Origin of the sequence: Bradyrhizobium sp. WSM1253 (genome assembly GCF_000244935.1) — a bacterium.
In the GTDB taxonomy this organism is placed as follows: Bacteria; Pseudomonadota; Alphaproteobacteria; order Rhizobiales; family Xanthobacteraceae; genus Bradyrhizobium; species Bradyrhizobium canariense.
On sequence record NZ_JH600073.1, the window covers coordinates 3,772,546 to 3,789,093 of the forward strand.

Consider the following 16,548-nt stretch of genomic DNA (forward strand, 5'->3'; position numbering starts at 1 on the left):
ACTGAGATCCGCACGGGATGCGACGCCGTGAAGCGCGGCCGATGGCATGCGCCTTGCCTCTTTATGGTGCAAATTTCTCAAGAGTGGGGCACCCATGAGCGCATCATCATTCGAACTAAACCGTCGCGGCGTGCTCGGCGGCCTCGGCCTCGCCGGAATGACCGCCCTCGCTCCGCGCTTTGCCACGGCGCAAGGGCGCAGCGAGACGCTGCTGGTGGTGCAGGAACTCGGGCCGAACTCGCTCGACATGCAGGGCGTCGGCTCCAACCAAACCGTGAACGGGCTGTCCTGGAATTGCTACGATCGCCTGCTGAGCTACGCCTCCAAGACGCTCCCCGACGGCACGCTGTCCTATGACCGCGAAACGCTCGCGCCTGAACTCGCCGAGAGCTTCGAGGTTGCGGCCGACGGCATGTCCTGCACTTTCAAATTGCGAAAGGACGCGAAATTCCACGACGGCACGGCGGTCACCGCGAAAGACGTCAAATGGTCGTTCGACCGCGCGGTGAAGGTCGGCGGCTTTCCGACCTTCCAGATGTCGGCGGGATCGCTGGAAAAACCCGAGCAGTTTGTCGTGGTCGACGATCACACCTTCCGCATCGACTATGTGCGCAAGGACAAGATGCTGCTGTTCAACGTCGCGGTGGTCGTGCCCTTCATCATCAACTCGGAGCTTGCGAAAAAGAACGCGACGGCGGAAGACCCGTGGGCACTGGCGTGGCTCAGGAACAACGAGGCCGGCGGCGGCGCTTACAGGATCGAAAGCTGGAAACCGGGCAGCGAGACCGTGCTGGCGCGCTTCGACGATTGGAAGAGCGGACCTCTCCCGAAGCTCCGGCGCGTGATCGCGCGCGACGTCCCTTCCGCCGGCACCCGCCGCGCCATGCTGGAGCGGGGTGATGCGGACATTTCCAGCGGCTTTGCACCGCGTGACTTCGAGCAGATCATCAAGGAGGGTAAGGTCAAGGTTTCGGGCGTGCCGATCCCGAACGCGCTCTGGTCCGTCGCGCTCAACACGGCAAAGCCGCCGTTCGACAATGTGAAGCTGCGCCAAGCCGTCGCCTGGGCGATGCCGTATGAGCAGATCCAGAACAGCGCGTTCTTCGGGCGTGCCGTTCCCATGTATGGCGGAGCAGCAGACGTCTCAAAGCCGGTCTGGCCGCAGGCGTTTCCCTACGTCACCGATCTCGACAAGGCCAAAGCGTTGATGAAGGAGGCGGGATTCGAAAGCGGCTTGGAGACAACGTTGTCGCTCGACACCGGCACCGCCACGGTCGGCGAGCCGACCGCGATCCTGATCCAGGAAAGTCTCGCCAAGATCGGCATCAAGGCGGCGATCGAGAAGATCCCCGGCGCGAACTGGCGCACGACGCTGAACAAGAAAGAGCTGCCTCTGGCGCTCAACCGCTTCAGCGGCTGGCTCGATTATCCCGAATACTACTTCTACTGGAATTTCCACGGCAACAATTCGATCTTCAACATCTCCTCCTACCAGAACAAGGAAATGGACGCGCTGATCGACAAGGCACGGTTCACCACGGATGCTGCCGAGTACGAAAAGGCTGTGAAGGATTTCATCGCGCTCTGCATGCGCGATGTTCCCGTCATTCCGCTCAACCAGCCGATCCACGATGTCGCCATGCAGAAGGCCATCACCGGTTACGAGTTCTGGTTTCATCGCGAGCCGGACTACCGTCAGTTCGCGAAGGGCTAGTTTTGGCGGGCGACGCTCACGGGGCGTGAGGCGGCTCGCGCCTGCTCGGACGGGAAACCCCGCGCGAGCCGCGCGTGGCTCGCGCGCAGCATCGCCGTATCGAGCTTGCCCTGCCGCGATCCATCCAGGGCGCAAGCGAAAATCCGGTAGAATTGCGCGCCGTCATAGGCGACCAGCAGCAGATCGACGCCCGCGTTGATGGCCTCGACAACGGCCCGGCAGACGTCGTTCTGGTAGATCGCCCCCATCACGAAATCGTCGGTCATGACGACGCCCTGGTAGCCCCATTTGTCGCGAATGATCCCCTCGACGACGCGCTTCGAATGCGAGGCAGCTCGGTCGGGATCGACGGCCGTGAGCGTGACGTGCCCGACCATGAGCGCGCTGCGCGAATGCGACAGCACCTCGCGGAACGGAAGCCAGTCGGTTGCTTCCAACTCCTTCACCGGCGTGTCGAGATTGGCGCTGAAATGATGCGTGTCGGTGCGAACGCGGCCGATGCCGGGAAAATGCTTGAGCGTGGCACCGACGCCGGATTCTTCCAGCCCACGCACATAAGCGCTCGCGATCGCGCCGACGACGGCCGGATCGGTCGCAATCGCGCGCTGACCGATGAGTGTGTGAAAGTCGAGGCGATTGCGCCGGACCGGCGGTTTGAGATCGAGCACTGGTGCAAGATTGAGGTTGACGCCGAGCCCGGCGAGTTCACGTCCGTGGATGCGGCCGAACCCTGCCGCTTTGGCCTGCTGGTCATCGGGGGCAAGCCCGGCAAGCGTCGCCAGCGCCGGCAGCTTCGTCAACGGCGGCGCAAGATGCCCGACGATGCCGCCCTCCTGGTCCGCGGCGACGACCAGCGCCGGCAGGCCGGCGGCTCGCCGCTTGTCCTGGAGCGCCGCGATCTCGGCACGCAGCGCCTCCACGGTCCGCCCCCGGATGTTGTGCCGGGTGACGTAGATGCCGCCGATCAATCCTTGCTCGGCAAGGCGCGCGATCTCCGGGAAGGAGGAATAACCGACCATGAAGTGAGGTCCGAGCTGACGCGCCTCGGCCGCACTGACGGCAAGAACATCGTACTTGCGCAGTTCGAATTTCAGGTGCGCCGCCGACATCAGGAGCGGCGGTACGCACCAGACTATGACAAGGAGCCGGCCGGCGATCGTGCGCCAACGCCCGCTACGCAGCAGGATGAGCACAATCACGATGCTTGTGAGGACAAGCGCGATGTTTCCGGCGCCCCGCAGCACGAGCAGATAAGGATCGTTCTTGTTCGCGGCCGCAAATGCGACGAGAGGCGCGGCCAACCAGAGCAGGATGAGACCGATGCGATTGAGGAATTGCATGATGCGTCACGCCCAAGGTGATGAACGCACCTATCAAAGTGATTCGCGCCGCGTAAGGACCAAAAGGGCGCCTGCACATAATCTGCAAAAGACTCCTGAAATCGTGCAGACGACGATCCCGCCTTCTGCACAAACGACGTTCAAACTTCGTGATGCCGCCCATCACGAAAGGTCTTCCGGACATGACGAGCCTGGCTACGACGATCACCTCGGACCTCCAGCCGATCAGGCCTTCCTCGATTCCGCCCAAAGTCGGCCTCGCGCTGGTTCTCGCCGCGCTCGCCGACTGGCTGTTCTACGGCCAGCGGATCGGGCTATCGCTGACGCTCTTTGCGATCGCGACGGCTTTGGTATCGGCGCTCTTCAATCATACGACCCTGGATTTGCGGCGCGCCACGATCGGCGGGAGTATTCTCGTCGCCGGCCTCGTCCCGGCCATCGAGGAGGTCAACACGCTGTCCTTCCTGATCCTGCTCGCGTCACTAATGATTGCGCTCCTGCTCGCGACCAATCCGGAAACGACCGGGCTCCCTGAACGTGCCCGCGCGCTGCGCAACCTCTTCCTGCTCGGGCCCTTCAGGTTCTTCCTCGACGCGCTGCATATCTTCAGCATGTCGGGGTTCACCCGCGGCATCGCACTCTGGCTGATGCCTGCTGTGCTGAGCACCGTCTTCGTCGCGCTGTTCGCGGCCGCCAATCCGGTGATCGAGCAGTGGGTGTCTCTGCTCAATCCAAAGCTCATCCTCGACTATGTCAGCATCCCGCGCGTGCTGTTCTGGACCATGATGCTGGCGCTGGTCTGGCCGTCCATCCATGTGCGCTGGCGGCGCAAGACGATTGCCACAACGACGATCGTCGATGGCCCCGTGCCGCCGCCACTGCCGTCCCAAGTCTCGGCTGAGTTCCTGGGCCCCTCCACCATCCTGCGCTCGCTGATCCTGTTCAATCTGCTGTTCGCGGCACAGTCCATTCTCGACGGCATCTACCTCTGGGGCCATGTCGCGCTGCCGGCCAACATGACTTATGCGGCCTACGCCCATCGCGGCGCCTACCCGCTGATCGCCACCGCGCTGCTTGCCGCCGCCTTTGTGCTGGTCGCGATGCGTCCGGGCGGGCCGGCGGAGAAATCGAAGATCATGCGGCCGCTGGTTTATCTCTGGGTGGGGCAGAACGTTCTTCTCGTCGCCTCCTCCATCCTTCGCCTCGATCTGTACGTCGACATCTACATGCTGACCTATTGGCGCATCGCGGCCTTCATCTGGATGGGGCTGGTGGCGCTCGGACTGATCCTGATCGTCGCCCGCATCGTGCTCGACAGGTCAAACCAATGGCTCGTCGGCGCCAATCTGATCGCGTTAACGATCACGCTGTATGGCTGCTCGCTGGTGAACTTCGATGCGTTCATCGCCGACTATAATCTGAGCCACAGCAACGAAATGTCGGGTAAGGGCTTGAACATCGATGCCAACTACCTCTTCACACTTGGACCGCAGGCGCTGCCTGCCCTCGACAAGGTCATCGCTCATCGGTCGGACGACAACTGCCTTGTGTCGCGGCGCGATCGGCTTGTAGAAGTCCAGCTTCAGGATCTGGCCTGGCGGAGCTGGGGCTTCCGGAATTGGCGACTCCAGCGCAGGCTGGACGCGCTGGCGAAAGCTCGGCCGACGGGCTAACGAGGCAGCGGAGAGATTCTTGGCGCACCGCATTCTCATCGTCGACGACGAGGGTCACATCCGCGAGGTCATCCGCGTTGCCTTGAAGAAAGCCGGCATGGACGTGATCGAGGCGCGCGACGGCAAGGAGGCGCTGAGCCGCTTTGCCGCCGACAAGCCCGACCTGATCGTACTCGACATCGGCATGCCCGAGTTCGACGGCCTCGACGTCTGCCGCGAGGTGCGCAAAGCCTCCGACGTGCCGATCCTGTTTCTGTCGGCCCGCGACGAGGAGATCGACCGCATCCTCGGCCTCGAGATCGGCGGCGACGACTACGTGACGAAACCGTTCAGCCCGCGCGAGCTGGTGGCGAGGGTCAACGTCATCCTGCGCCGTCTCGGCCCGCGCAATGGCGAGGCCAAGGCGGGGCCGTCGGCCCTCGCGCAAGGCGGCCTTCTGGTCGATCCCGAGCAGCATGTCGCGTCCTTCGCCAGCACGCCGCTGAAGCTGACCGCGATCGAGTTCGGCATTTTGCGCGCGTTCCTGACTCGGCCGACCTCAGTGTTCAACCGCGAGCAGCTGATGCGGGCCGCCTATCAGCTCAACATCCAGGTCTCCGACCGCACCATCGACAGCCACATCCGCAACATCCGCGCCAAGCTCGCGGCGCTGGCCTGTGACAACGTCATCGAGACCATTCACGGCGTCGGCTTCAAGCTCGGCCGCTGCGAGAAGGACGCATGAGCGCGGCGCCCGACAAATGGCGGCCGTCGCTTACCCTGGTGATCTTCACGGTGCTGGCGACCGTCGGCGTGCTGCCGCTGGTCGGCCTGTTCTTCTTCCGTCTCTACGACAACCAGCTCATCCGCCAGACCCAGGCCGAGCTGATCGCGCAGAGCCGCGTGCTCGCGACGATCTATGCGCAGGAGGTCACGGCAAGGCTCGACAGTGGCCTCACGCTCGGCGCCGAGGTGCCGCCGAACGTGCTGCCTGACCCCGGCGACCAGGTCACCCCGATCCGCCCCGCGCTCGACCTCACCGCCAATGACTTGCTGCGGCGGCGACCCGAGGCGCTGGCGGCGGCCCAGCCGGCGCAACCCGCCTATGTCGAGATCGGCGCGAAGCTGACGCCGATCATCCGCGAGACCCAGAAGGTGACGCTGGCAGGCTTTCGCATCCTCGATCCCCAAGGCGTGGTGATCGCCGGGCGGCAGGAGGTCGGGCAATCGCTCGCCCATATCGAGGAGGTCGCCGACGCGCTGCACGGCCAATACCGCGCCACCTTGCGCAACCGCGTGCCGGACAAGCCGCCGCCGTCGATCTATTCCTTCAGCCGCGGCCTCGGCGTCCACGTGTTTTCGGCGATGCCTGTCATCGTCAACAACCGCGTCGCGGGGGTGATCTACACGACGCGGACCCCAAGCAACATCTTCGACCATCTCTACCAGGAGCGGGCCAAGTTCGTGCTGGCGGGGCTTGCCGTGATTCTCGGCACCATCGCGATCGGCCTCGTATTCTCGCGCACCATCACGCTGCCGATGCGCGAGCTGATCGATCGCGCCACCAGAATAGGCCGCGGCGACCGCGAGGCGTTCAGGCCGCTCCGACATTACGGCACACGCGAGTTCGCGCAACTCTCGCACAGCTTTCTCGGCATGGCCGAGCAGCTCGCAAGGCGCTCGGACTATATCGCGACCTTCTCGGCCCACCTCACCCACGAACTGAAATCGCCGCTGACCTCGATCAAGGGCGCCGCCGAGCTGTTGCAGGATTCGGTTCAGGGCAAAGCGGGAAGCCTGACGCCCACCGAGCAGGAGACGTTCATCGCCAATATCCTGTCCGACACAAAGCGGCTGGAAGCGATGGCGCAGCGGCTGCGCGAACTCGCGCGTGCCGAAAGCCTGCCGCAAAACGAACGCACCGAATTGGCGCCCGTGATTGCCGACCTCAGGAGCCGGTTTCCAGCGAGCTCAATCGAGGCCAGCGGCAGCCTTGACCTGATGATCGGCATGTCGGCTGAGAAGGCGCTGATCGTGCTGTCGCACCTCGCGGACAATGCGATGCGGCACAACGCCGGGACAATCAGGCTGGAGGCGATCGACGAGCGCACGACCCTGCTTCTGACTGTGAGCAATGACGGGGAGCCGATCTCGTCGCCGAACCGCGACAGGATCTTCGACGCGTTCTTCACCACCCGCCGCGACCAGGGCGGCACCGGGATGGGGCTCGCGATCGCGCGCGCGGTGATGGCGAGCCATGGCGGCTCGATCAGGCTCAAGCCGACCGAGGACGGCGCGGCATTCGAGCTCCAGTTTCCAATGGGCTAGATCGCGAACACCCAGGCGGCGACGATGGTGCCGATCGTGACCAGACCGGCGATGGTCCAGCCGGCGGCGTATTCCAGCTCAGGATGACCGGTCGCCCGCATGATCTCTGCCGGATCGGCGGTATGCTTCTCTGCCATGACAGCCTCGCACGTTACTTTCCGCGTCATATGTAAGTCGCATCAGCCACCATTAGGTTCCATCACGGAAATGCGAGGAAGGACGCAGCTTGGTTTGTTCGCCGATCCGCAAGCAGGGCCTGCCGGCCTTCGCTACACCGATGACTTCGTCGAGGCCGCCGCCGAGCAGGCGCTCATCGGCCGCATCGCAGCATTGCCGCTCCAGCGCTTCCAGTTCGGCGCCTTCGAGGGCAACCGCCGGGTGGCGTCCTTCGGCTATCGCTATGACTACACATTGCAGCGGCTGGCCGAGGCCGAGCCGATCCCGGACTGGGTCGTCCCCGCCGCACGGCAGGTCGAGGCATGGGCGGGGCTTGCCGCCGGCAGCGTGCGGCAAGTGCTCTGCACCGAATACGACGCCGGCGTCGGCATCGGCTGGCATCGCGACAAGCCGCATTTCGACAAAATCCTCGGCCTGTCGCTCGGCTCGTCCTGCAAATTCCGCTTCCGCCGCCGCGGCGGCGACAAATGGGAGCGCCACACGCTCGAAGCTCTGCCGCGCTCGCTTTACATGATGGACGGGGAGGCGCGGTCGCAATGGGAGCACAGCATCCCGCCGGTCGAGGCGCGCCGCTATTCCATCACCTTCCGGACGATGAAGCAGGCCTGAAGAGCGGGCCAAAACAAAAAAACGCGAAAACAACCCCATGCACAGTAGAACGGCCGTGTCGGCGCGAGGCTCGGCCCCGCGGCATAACCGTTTGACACCTCGGGGCAAAACAGCCGCACCGCGCAAAGGCGCAAGGCCCGGCGAACTTGCCTTCCAATTCGCGTTTACATGCTAAACTGGTTCCACGCGCCGCGCGGGAGGAAGCCGCGACTGCAGGTCCAGGGAGCCAAGATGAAGCCCGGTCGATTGATCCTCGCCTGCACCCTCGTTGTCGCTACCGCCTCCGGCGTCGCCGATGCCTCCGACGCGACGCCCGCAAAAGTCTCGGGCTCGACGGCGCTGGCGCTCGCGGGGGTGATCGCGCCGCTGTCGTCGGTCCTGTCCGGCGCCGAGAAGAAGGCGATGGCGATGCTGTTCGCCGCCAACAGCGACATTCCCTACAAGAAGCCGATCGTGGTGACCGCCGATCGAATCGTTTGTCGCGCCGGCAATGTCGACATCACCGTGCGGAACTGCGAGGTCACCTTCGGCAAGAAGACCAGGACGGTGAACGGCTCCACGGCCAGCGAGATCTTCGCCACCGAAGCACTGGCCGGCATTCCGTCCGACGGCGCCGCGGGATCGAATTTCGAGAGCCTGACCAAGCTGAGCTGCACGATCGACCCCAACGCAATCCGCCGGAAGGACGGCAGCGGGGCGGAGTGCACGTTTCAGCCGGGGAATTGAACCACGCGCGGAGGACGAGCCGAGAGAACCATGGGTGCCGTGAAATCGCCTCATGACCAGCTAACTAATAAGGCGAATTGAAAAGACGGGCCAAACGCGCGAGCCCATATCGGGCACGCAGGGCCAACACCGACATGAAGAATTTTCTCGCATTTTTTCTGACTCTGGGCCTGACGGCAGCCTCCGCACAAGGTCCCCTACCGATGCGGCCGGACGCGCCGTCCGATCTCGTCCGGGTGGGCCTCACCGACAACGACACCACCGCGGGCGGCACCGCGCGGCTGTGCGAGCAGGTCACCTTCTCGCGCGGCCTGCGCTACGGCGAGAGCGAAGCCAATGTGCTCGATGTCGCCACCGCCACGACCAAGGCGGATACGCCGCGGCCGGTGCTGCTGTTCGTGACCGGCGACACCTTCACCGGCGACCGCGCCGCGCCGGAGCTGTCGCGCCAGATCCAGGACCAAGCCATGTGCTTTGCCGCACGCAACGACATGGTCGGCGTGCGCGTCAACTATCGGCTGGCGCCCTCGGCGACGTGGCCGGCGGGTGCGACCGACGTAGCGGCGGCGCTGTCCTGGGTCCACGGCAATATCGACCTGTTCAACGGCGATGCCCGCGAGATCGTCGCAGTCGGCTACGGCGCCGGCGCCTTCCATGTCGCCACCCTGCTGGCCCATCCCGAACTCCAGACCGACCGCGCCGATGTTGCGGCAGTCGTGCTGGTGTCCGGGGTCTACCGCGCCGGCAAGGACGCGAGCGACAGCGAGAAGGCCTATCTCGGCAGCGACGCCAGCCAGTACAACAAGCGCTCGGTCTTCCCCGGCATCCTCAATGTCGACGTCCCGATCGTGCTGGCCTGGGCCGCGGATGATTCCGCCGGCGTCACGGCGCAGGGCGAGACCCTGAAGACGACGCTCTGCGGCGCCGGCCATTGTCCGCGCAGCGCGCTGCTGCGGAGCCGCGACGGCATCGCGAGCGCCTTCGGTCTCGACGGCTCCGGCGACAGCCTCGCCGAGCCGACGCTGCTGCTGGTGCATCAGCTCGAGGCGCGCGGGCTGCCGTAGCGGCGTGCCGGGAGCACGCCGATACCGGCCACGCCTCGCCGACGTTAGCACGCCTTAAACCACGATTCGCGATCCTGGTCGCCGCCTGGAGCACCGCGTGCTATCTAGGAGAGTTACTTGAAGTAGTTCAATCTATGAGGGTCCGCTACAGACCGAGAAAATCGGCGTTTCGCACAACTGTGTGACCCGTCGCTGCCACGATCGGAAAACCGATGCTTACGTTGCTGGCACGATGCGCGGTGATCTCGTTTGCGTTGATTTCGACCTCAGCCGCCGAACCGGTCAAGCTCAAATTGGCCTTCTTCAGCTCCGACCGCTCGACGAGTTATCTCGCCGCGGTCAAGCCGTTCGTCGAGGCGGTCAACACCGAGGCCAGAGGCCAGATCGAAATTGAAACCTATTTCAGCGGCGCGCTTGGCAAGGATCCGGCTGAGCAGCCCCAGCTCGTGCTCGACGGTAGGGCCGACATCGCCTACGTCGTGACGGGGCTGACGCGCAACCGGTTTGCGGATAACGCAATCATCGAAATGCCCGGCCTGTTTGCGAGCATGCGGGAGTCCGTTGCGGTGTTCGGCCGGCTGATGGCCGCCAACGCGCTGCAAGGATACGATGACTACATCGTGATCGGCGCTTATGTCAGCGAGCCTGAGACGATCCACAGCAATATCGCGATCACGTCGTTGAACGATCTCAAGGACAAGAGAATTCGCGTCAACAATCCTGGCGAAGCCGCAGCGCTCGAAAAGCTCGGGGCGCGGCCTGTGCTCCTGCCGGTCAACAAGATCTCCGAAGCCATCGGCAACGGCAGCATCGATGGCGCCCTCGTGAACCCTGCTTCAGTGGTCGATTACGGCATCAAACGCGTTGCGACTTATCATTACCTTCTTGGTGTCGGCGGCGCGCCGCTGATGGTCTTGATGAATCGGAAGACGTTCAACCGGCTGCCGAAATCGGCGCAGGCGATCATCCTCAAATACAGTGGTGCATGGTCTGCCGGGCGCTTCATGGATACCTACGAAGCCGTGGAAAACAGCATCATGGGTGAGCTGAAGACCGATCCCAAACGCCAGGTGACCATACCCTCGCCGTCGGACCTCGATGCGGCCAATGCCGTGTTCGCGGCCGTTGCCGACGATTGGGCTTCGAAAAGTGAGCGCAATGCCGAGCTGCTGAAAACCGCTCGGGCCGAGCTCACGAAAATGCGATCGACGCGGTAGCACTGATGCCGTCACTCGCCAGGATCCGGCCTCAGCGAAACATCGTCACCATCGTCGCCGCGCTCGCCATTCTGTTGCTGGGCGCCGGGACCACCCTGAAAATCACGACCGAACATCTTCTCCGTCAAGATGCGACGTCGACCGCTCGTAGCTGGGCGAGGTTCCTTGCGGCCAGTGTCGCCGATCTCGAGCAGATCGCCGGCGGCGAGCAGCCTTCCGCCGCGAGCATGGCGTTCTTCCGGTCGGCGCGAAATTCCGGCGAGGTCTTTCACTACGAGTTCAACCGTAATGGCTACTCCCAGTTCGTTTCGACCCGCGAAAAGATCGCGCTCGTCGACTTGTCTGAATATAGCCCCGATGCAGCGCGATCAGCGGTTGACGGTCAACCGATCATCGACGTCGGGGAGGGAAATTCGCCCGACCGACCGGCATTCTTCGCCCGCGCCTATGTCCCGATCCAGACCGACGGTCGCCTCACCGCTGTCGTTGCGGCCTACGTGGATGAAACCGAGCAACGCAAGAATGTCCACAATACGTTCCTGACCGCAGCCGTGTTTCTTTGCCTGCTGTCAGGTCTCGCCTTCTCCATTCCCGCAATTGCCTGGTATCGGGAAACAAAGGTGAAGCACGCTGACCGGCGCATCCGGTTTCTCGCCCATCATGACGCGTTGACCGGGCTGACCAATCGCCCGCAGCTGATCGAAAAACTGGAGAGCGCCATCGCTCGCCTGCCGATGCGGGGCAGCAGCCTTGCCGTACACTTCATCGACATCGACCGTTTCAAGGAGGTCAACGATTCGCTTGGTCACGACGGCGGCGATTTTCTGCTCAAGTCCATCGCCAAGCGTCTTCGCGCCGCGGTCAGGATCGACGACGTGGTGGCGCGGCTCGGCGGCGACGAATTCGTGGTCGTGCAGTGCGGCATCGCCGGCAAAGCTCAGGCCGAGTCGTTTGCGAGCCATCTCGCCGCCGCGATAAATGCGACCGTGAAATTCAAGCAGCACGAGATCCTCACCACCGCTAGCATCGGCGTGGCGCTGGCGACGGGGGAAGACACCAGCCCCGAGGGGTTGCTCAAGAGTGCTGACCTCGCGCTCTACGCGGCCAAGGCCGCCGGCCGCAACTGCATCCGGTTTTTCCTGCCCGAAATGGACACCGAGCTGCAAGCGCGCATCGAGCTTGAGAGGGCGATTCGCGAGGCGGTGCTGAATGATCGCTTCGAATTGCATTACCAGCCGCTCTTCGAAGTATCCCGGCGCCGCCTTGCCGGGTTCGAAGCGCTGATCCGGATGCCTGCGGCGGACGGAACCCTCATTCCGCCATTGACCTTCATTCCGGTCGCCGAGGACTTGCGGCTTATCGACAAGATCGGGGCGTGGGTATTGCGGGAGGCATGCCGCACGGCCGCGACCTGGCCGGCGCACCTGACCGTTGCAGTGAACCTGTCACCCGCGCAGTTCGTGGCGGGCAACATCGGTGACATCGTCGCCACCGCACTAACAGAGGCTGGACTCGCGGCGCACCGGCTCGAACTGGAGATCACCGAAAGCCTGCTGCTCGGCAACACCGAAACGATCATGGCGCAACTCCGGACGCTCAAGACGATGGGCGTTGCCATCGTGATGGACGATTTCGGGGCTGGCTATTCGAGCCTCAGCTATCTGTGGCGCTTTCCGTTCGACAAGATCAAGATCGATCGAGCCTTCATGCAGAGCCTCAACGGCCCCCATTGTCAGGTCGGGACAGTAGTGAAAGCGATCATCGCGCTCGGACGGGAACTGCACATGCGCGTCACGGTCGAAGGCGTCGAAACCGCCAACCAGGCAGCTTTTCTCGAGGCGGCCGAGGGTGATCAGGTGCAAGGCTTCTTCTTCGGCCGGCCGATCCCCGCCTCGGAGCTCGGCGCCAGCATTCTCGCGGACTTTGAGAAGGCAATGCCACCGGCTTCGCCCGCGCCGGCCCAAGCCACCAAGCTGCACCTCGTCAACTTATCAGCCGAACGGTAGCACCGACCCTGTTCCCGTTCGGCCAACGCGGCTCTTGGCGGCTCTCTATTGCAGACAGTTCTCTTGTTTCAACTAACTGTTTCAACACCAAGATTGCATTTGGGTCCGGCCGACGGCATCTCGCTCTGAGGTTGCGCGTTAGCTGTCAGGTGTATGATGCAAAACAAAACGCGTTTCGGTTCGACGCTCGAAAGCGGCGGTCCAGATATCGCGAAGCCTCTCGCGATGGACGGAAACCATGACGCGCACGGTTTGCAACGCGCGTTGGATGCGCGTCTCAGTCCCGGCAATACCGATGCCCCGGCAACTGGCGGCGCTGCGGCCGCGGATCTGGCGCAATCCAAGCCGAGCCGGACGCTTCGCCGATTTGTGAAGGCCGCAGCGGGCATCGCCATCGTCGCAGTATTCGGCTGGCTGCCGCTCAGGGCGCTTTTCCAGACGTCAAGCGTCGAAGCCGTCGTCAATTCCAGGCTCGTGACATTGAGGTCGCCGATCGACGGGAAGATTTCAGCGGGGGCCAGTCTGGCAGGCGATTTAGGCATCGTCGGCGAGGGCACTTTCATCCTTCGTGTCGTCAATCCGCGCGGAGACCGCGTGCGGCTCGATGATCTACGCAGTCAGATGTCTCGCCTCGAAAACGAAAGGCCGAGCCTCGTTTCGAAGATAGCTTCAGCCCAGGCGGCGCAGAAGGATCTGGCGCGTCAGGCGGCCCTGTTCACAGCGGGGCGCATCCGTCAGCTCGAGGCGCGCATCGCAGAAATCCAAACATCAATCGAAGCCGCCGCAGCGCGTCGCGAGGAGGCGGCGGCCGCGGTGGAACGAGCTTCATCGCTTATCAAATCGGGCAGCGTTTCGTCTGTCGAGCTTGGGCGCTTGACGCGGGATCAAACCATTGCCCAGCAAACCGAAATCGGCGCGCGCCGCCGCCTGGATGCAACCCAGGTTGAGCTCACCGCCGCGCGCGAGGGCACGTTCCTCGGCGACAGCTACAACGATCGTCCGAGCTCGGTGCAGCGTGAGGAGGAAATGCGGCAGCGGGCTGAAGGGCTCACCGCGGACGTAGCGCATGCTGATGCGCAAATCTCGTGGCTCGTCGGCGAGATTGAATCCGAACGATCTCGTTACATCAGCCGCTCCGAGGCGGACATCAAATTCCCCATCGCCGGCCGAATATGGGAGGTCATGACGGCGCCTGGAGAGGACGTCCGGGCCGGACAACCGCTCGTCCGTCTACTCGATTGTTCCGGTGCCGTGGTGACGGCGAACGTCACTGAGAGCGTGTATAACGGGCTGAAACTGGGATCTCTCGCACATTTCCGGCCGAGCGCCGGCGGGCCCGAATTGGCTGGCACCGTCGTCAATCTCACCGGCTCCGCAGGGGCCGCAGCGAACCTCGCCATTAATCCCGATGCGCTGAGCAAGGAACCGTATCGCGCGACGATTTCTGTCCCCGACCTCAACGATGGCTCCAACGATTGTCCGGTCGGGCGAACCGGACGCGTCATCTTCTCGGCAGACACGGCGAGAAAGCCATGATCGCCGCGCTGACGCCGGGCCTTATTGCGCTCGGGTTCTGCGTTGCCGTCCTTCCCTGGCTCAGGCACGAAAACTCCGCGGCGCGTTCGCTGATGATTTCAATCGTGTTGCTGCTCATGCTCCGTTATTTTGGATGGCGCATGACGGCAACGGTCCCGCCCGTCGGCTGGACCGCCGATTTCGCCGTGGGATTTCTGTTCCTCATCGTCGAGGCTGCATCGCTTGCAGCGGGTGCACTGTCGCTGGTATTTCTCAGCCGCACGACCGATCGTACGCCGCAAGTCGAAGCCAACAGGCGGTGGCTTGCCGGGCGGCAAGCTCCGCTGATCGACGTATTCGTTTGCACCTACAACGAGGAAACGTCGATCCTGGAGCGCACAATCATCGGCGCCACGGGAATGAACTATCCCAACTACCGTGTCTGGGTTCTGGACGACGGGCGGCGTGACTGGCTCGAAAAGCTTGCCGGCCAGCTCGGCTGCCGCTATCTGGCGCGCCCCGACAACACCGACGCCAAGGCTGGCAACATCAATCACGCCCTGCGGCATGTGGCGGAGCTCGCCGATCCCCCTGACTTCATTTCGATCCTCGACGCCGATTTCGTTCCGATGCCCGAATTCCTCGCCCGCGCGATGTGCTTGTTCGGCGATCAGCGCGTAGGCGTGGTGCAAACGCCTCAGCATTTCATCAATGCGGATCCGATCCAAACCAACCTGGCCGCGACCAAGGTCTGGCCGGACGAGCAGCGTTTCTTCTTCGATATTCTGATGCCATCGAAAGACGCTTGGGGCGTGGCTTTTTGTTGCGGCACGTCGTCGGTCATCAGATTCTCATCCCTCGTGAAAATTGGCGGCTTTCCGACCGACTCCGTGACGGAGGACTACTTGCTGACGCTGCGGCTGAAGGAAATTGGCGCGGGCACGGTGTACCTGAACGAACGTCTGACCTTGGGGCTGGCCCCGGAGGGCCTCAAGGAGTACATCACCCAGCGCAGCCGATGGTGTCTTGGCTTCATGCAGATCTTTCGCGGGCGAAGTGGCCCTTTTTCCCGAAGATCGCAGCTGGATGTTATCGACAGGCTGTCTCTCATCGAAGCATTCATGAGTTGGACCTCGACCTATGTCGTCAAGGTATTCGGTCTCGTCGTTCCGAGCCTTTATCTTCTCTTCGGCGTCAAAGCCGTCCAGGCGGATCTTTTCGAACTCCTCGGATATTTCCTACCCTTCTATGTCTGGTATTCGCTCACCATGGCCTGGATTTCCCGCGGACGCTCCATGGCGGTGATGTCGGATGTCGCTCAATACATTGCACTGCCGGCGGTTCTCAAGGCCGTGGCGGCGGGGCTGCTCAAGACGCAGGGGCACAAATTCAAGGTCACCGCAAAGGGCGGGGATCGCGATCAACGCTTCATCGAGTGGCCACTGCTCAGGGTATACGGCACCGCACTGGCGATTACGCTCGCGGGTATCGTCTATGCCTTCGTGCTTCATGTGCAAGGCGACATGATCGCCTATGGCAGCCTGGCGCTCGCCTGGAGTTTGTACAACGCGATCATTCTGATGATCGTCTGCTTGGTGTCGATCGAGCAGCCGCGGCGACGGAAGGCCGAGCGGTTCGAGCGAGATGAGCCGGTTCTTTTCAATCTCGGTGGCCGGCAGTTCATCTACCGTTTGGCAGACATGTCGATCACGGGCGCCCGCTTCGTGAGCGACAAGCCACCGCCAGTCGGGACCGCGGTTCATTGCACCCTCCAGGAAAGAAAAGTAGCTGCCCTGGTCGTGCGACGAACTGGGGATGGATTTGCGGTCCGGTTTGATGAAACCCTGAACACGCGCATCGATCTCATTCGCGCTTTCTATTCCGGTGACTACGTCAGTGCATTCACCGGCATACGCGCCGCTCCCGTCGGCAAAGCATTATTGATGCGGATATTCGGGTGACTACGTCTACCACCGGCGGCAGGTAGAAGGGTTGGACAACATGGCTGTCCTAGCAGGCCTCATTTCCTCACAGCGAGGAGATTCGTAGCAAGGAGCATCGTATCCGAGTGCGGCGACTGAGAGCGCCCCGGCAAATCGAGCCTTCGGATACCCAATGCGATAACCGCCGAAGCTGAGCAATATTGAGCTGCGAATCGTCGTTGAGAGCACGTAGTTTTTTTGGGGGGCGTCATGCCAAA

Annotated in this window: 13 protein-coding genes; 11 read left to right on the top strand and 2 right to left on the bottom strand. The window is 63.0% G+C overall.

What is annotated here, in order from left to right; translation table 11 throughout:
- Window positions 1-94: 94 nt before the first annotated feature.
- Window positions 95-1,714, top strand: coding sequence for an ABC transporter substrate-binding protein (locus BRA1253DRAFT_RS19325; protein ID WP_007597062.1), 1,620 nt, complete (start codon window positions 95-97; stop codon window positions 1,712-1,714).
- Here the strand turns inward: BRA1253DRAFT_RS19325 and BRA1253DRAFT_RS19330 are convergent.
- On the bottom strand, window positions 1,711-3,054 hold the full coding sequence (locus tag BRA1253DRAFT_RS19330) for a glycoside hydrolase family 3 N-terminal domain-containing protein (protein ID WP_007597063.1): 1,344 nt from the start codon (window positions 3,052-3,054) through the stop codon (window positions 1,711-1,713). The genes BRA1253DRAFT_RS19325 and BRA1253DRAFT_RS19330 overlap by 4 nt on opposite strands.
- A gap of 182 nt (window positions 3,055-3,236) precedes the next feature.
- On the opposite strand from BRA1253DRAFT_RS19330, the gene BRA1253DRAFT_RS19335 reads away from it, so the two are divergent.
- The 3 genes from BRA1253DRAFT_RS19335 to BRA1253DRAFT_RS19345 are packed head-to-tail and all read left to right on the top strand — an operon-like array spanning window position 3,237 to window position 7,034.
- Window positions 3,237-4,727 (top strand): DUF4153 domain-containing protein, encoded by a 1,491-nt coding sequence (locus tag BRA1253DRAFT_RS19335; RefSeq protein ID WP_007597065.1) that lies wholly within the window; start codon window positions 3,237-3,239, stop codon window positions 4,725-4,727.
- A 19-nt stretch (window positions 4,728-4,746) separates the two neighbouring features.
- On the top strand, window positions 4,747-5,451 hold the full coding sequence (locus tag BRA1253DRAFT_RS19340) for a response regulator (protein WP_007597067.1): 705 nt from the start codon (window positions 4,747-4,749) through the stop codon (window positions 5,449-5,451).
- Window positions 5,448-7,034: an ATP-binding protein gene (locus BRA1253DRAFT_RS19345; protein ID WP_007597069.1), complete on the top strand. Its 1,587-nt coding sequence runs from the start codon at window positions 5,448-5,450 to the stop codon at window positions 7,032-7,034. The genes BRA1253DRAFT_RS19340 and BRA1253DRAFT_RS19345 overlap by 4 nt, the downstream gene beginning before the upstream one ends.
- Here the strand turns inward: BRA1253DRAFT_RS19345 and BRA1253DRAFT_RS44535 are convergent.
- A complete protein-coding gene (locus tag BRA1253DRAFT_RS44535) occupies window positions 7,031-7,171 on the bottom strand; it encodes a hypothetical protein (RefSeq protein WP_007597071.1) in 141 nt (46 codons plus the stop codon). The two genes, BRA1253DRAFT_RS19345 and BRA1253DRAFT_RS44535, sit on opposite strands and share 4 nt — an antisense overlap.
- Window positions 7,172-7,241: 70 nt before the next feature.
- Between BRA1253DRAFT_RS44535 and BRA1253DRAFT_RS19350 the strand changes: the two genes are divergently transcribed.
- The 7 genes from BRA1253DRAFT_RS19350 (at window position 7,242) to BRA1253DRAFT_RS19380 (ending at window position 16,309) form a co-directional block, all read left to right on the top strand.
- Entirely contained in the window at window positions 7,242-7,820 is a 579-nt protein-coding gene (locus BRA1253DRAFT_RS19350; protein ID WP_007597072.1) for an alpha-ketoglutarate-dependent dioxygenase AlkB, read from the top strand.
- 231 nt (window positions 7,821-8,051) lie between these two features.
- Complete coding sequence (locus BRA1253DRAFT_RS19355; protein ID WP_007597073.1) at window positions 8,052-8,546, top strand: hypothetical protein; 495 nt, start codon at window positions 8,052-8,054, stop codon at window positions 8,544-8,546.
- 134 nt (window positions 8,547-8,680) lie between these two features.
- Window positions 8,681-9,610, top strand: a complete 930-nt coding sequence (locus BRA1253DRAFT_RS19360; protein WP_007597074.1) for an alpha/beta hydrolase — start codon at window positions 8,681-8,683, stop codon at window positions 9,608-9,610.
- A gap of 212 nt (window positions 9,611-9,822) precedes the next feature.
- On the top strand, window positions 9,823-10,827 hold the full coding sequence (locus tag BRA1253DRAFT_RS19365; protein WP_007597075.1) for a TRAP transporter substrate-binding protein: 1,005 nt from the start codon (window positions 9,823-9,825) through the stop codon (window positions 10,825-10,827).
- A 5-nt stretch (window positions 10,828-10,832) separates the two neighbouring features.
- Window positions 10,833-12,833, top strand: coding sequence for a bifunctional diguanylate cyclase/phosphodiesterase (locus tag BRA1253DRAFT_RS19370; protein WP_007597076.1), 2,001 nt, complete (start codon window positions 10,833-10,835; stop codon window positions 12,831-12,833).
- 153 nt (window positions 12,834-12,986) lie between these two features.
- Window positions 12,987-14,369 (top strand): HlyD family efflux transporter periplasmic adaptor subunit, encoded by a 1,383-nt coding sequence (locus BRA1253DRAFT_RS19375; protein WP_035993653.1) that lies wholly within the window; start codon window positions 12,987-12,989, stop codon window positions 14,367-14,369.
- Window positions 14,366-16,309, top strand: coding sequence for a glycosyltransferase (locus BRA1253DRAFT_RS19380; RefSeq protein WP_007597078.1), 1,944 nt, complete (start codon window positions 14,366-14,368; stop codon window positions 16,307-16,309). Before BRA1253DRAFT_RS19375 ends, BRA1253DRAFT_RS19380 begins: the two co-directional genes overlap by 4 nt.
- Window positions 16,310-16,548 lie beyond the last annotated feature (239 nt).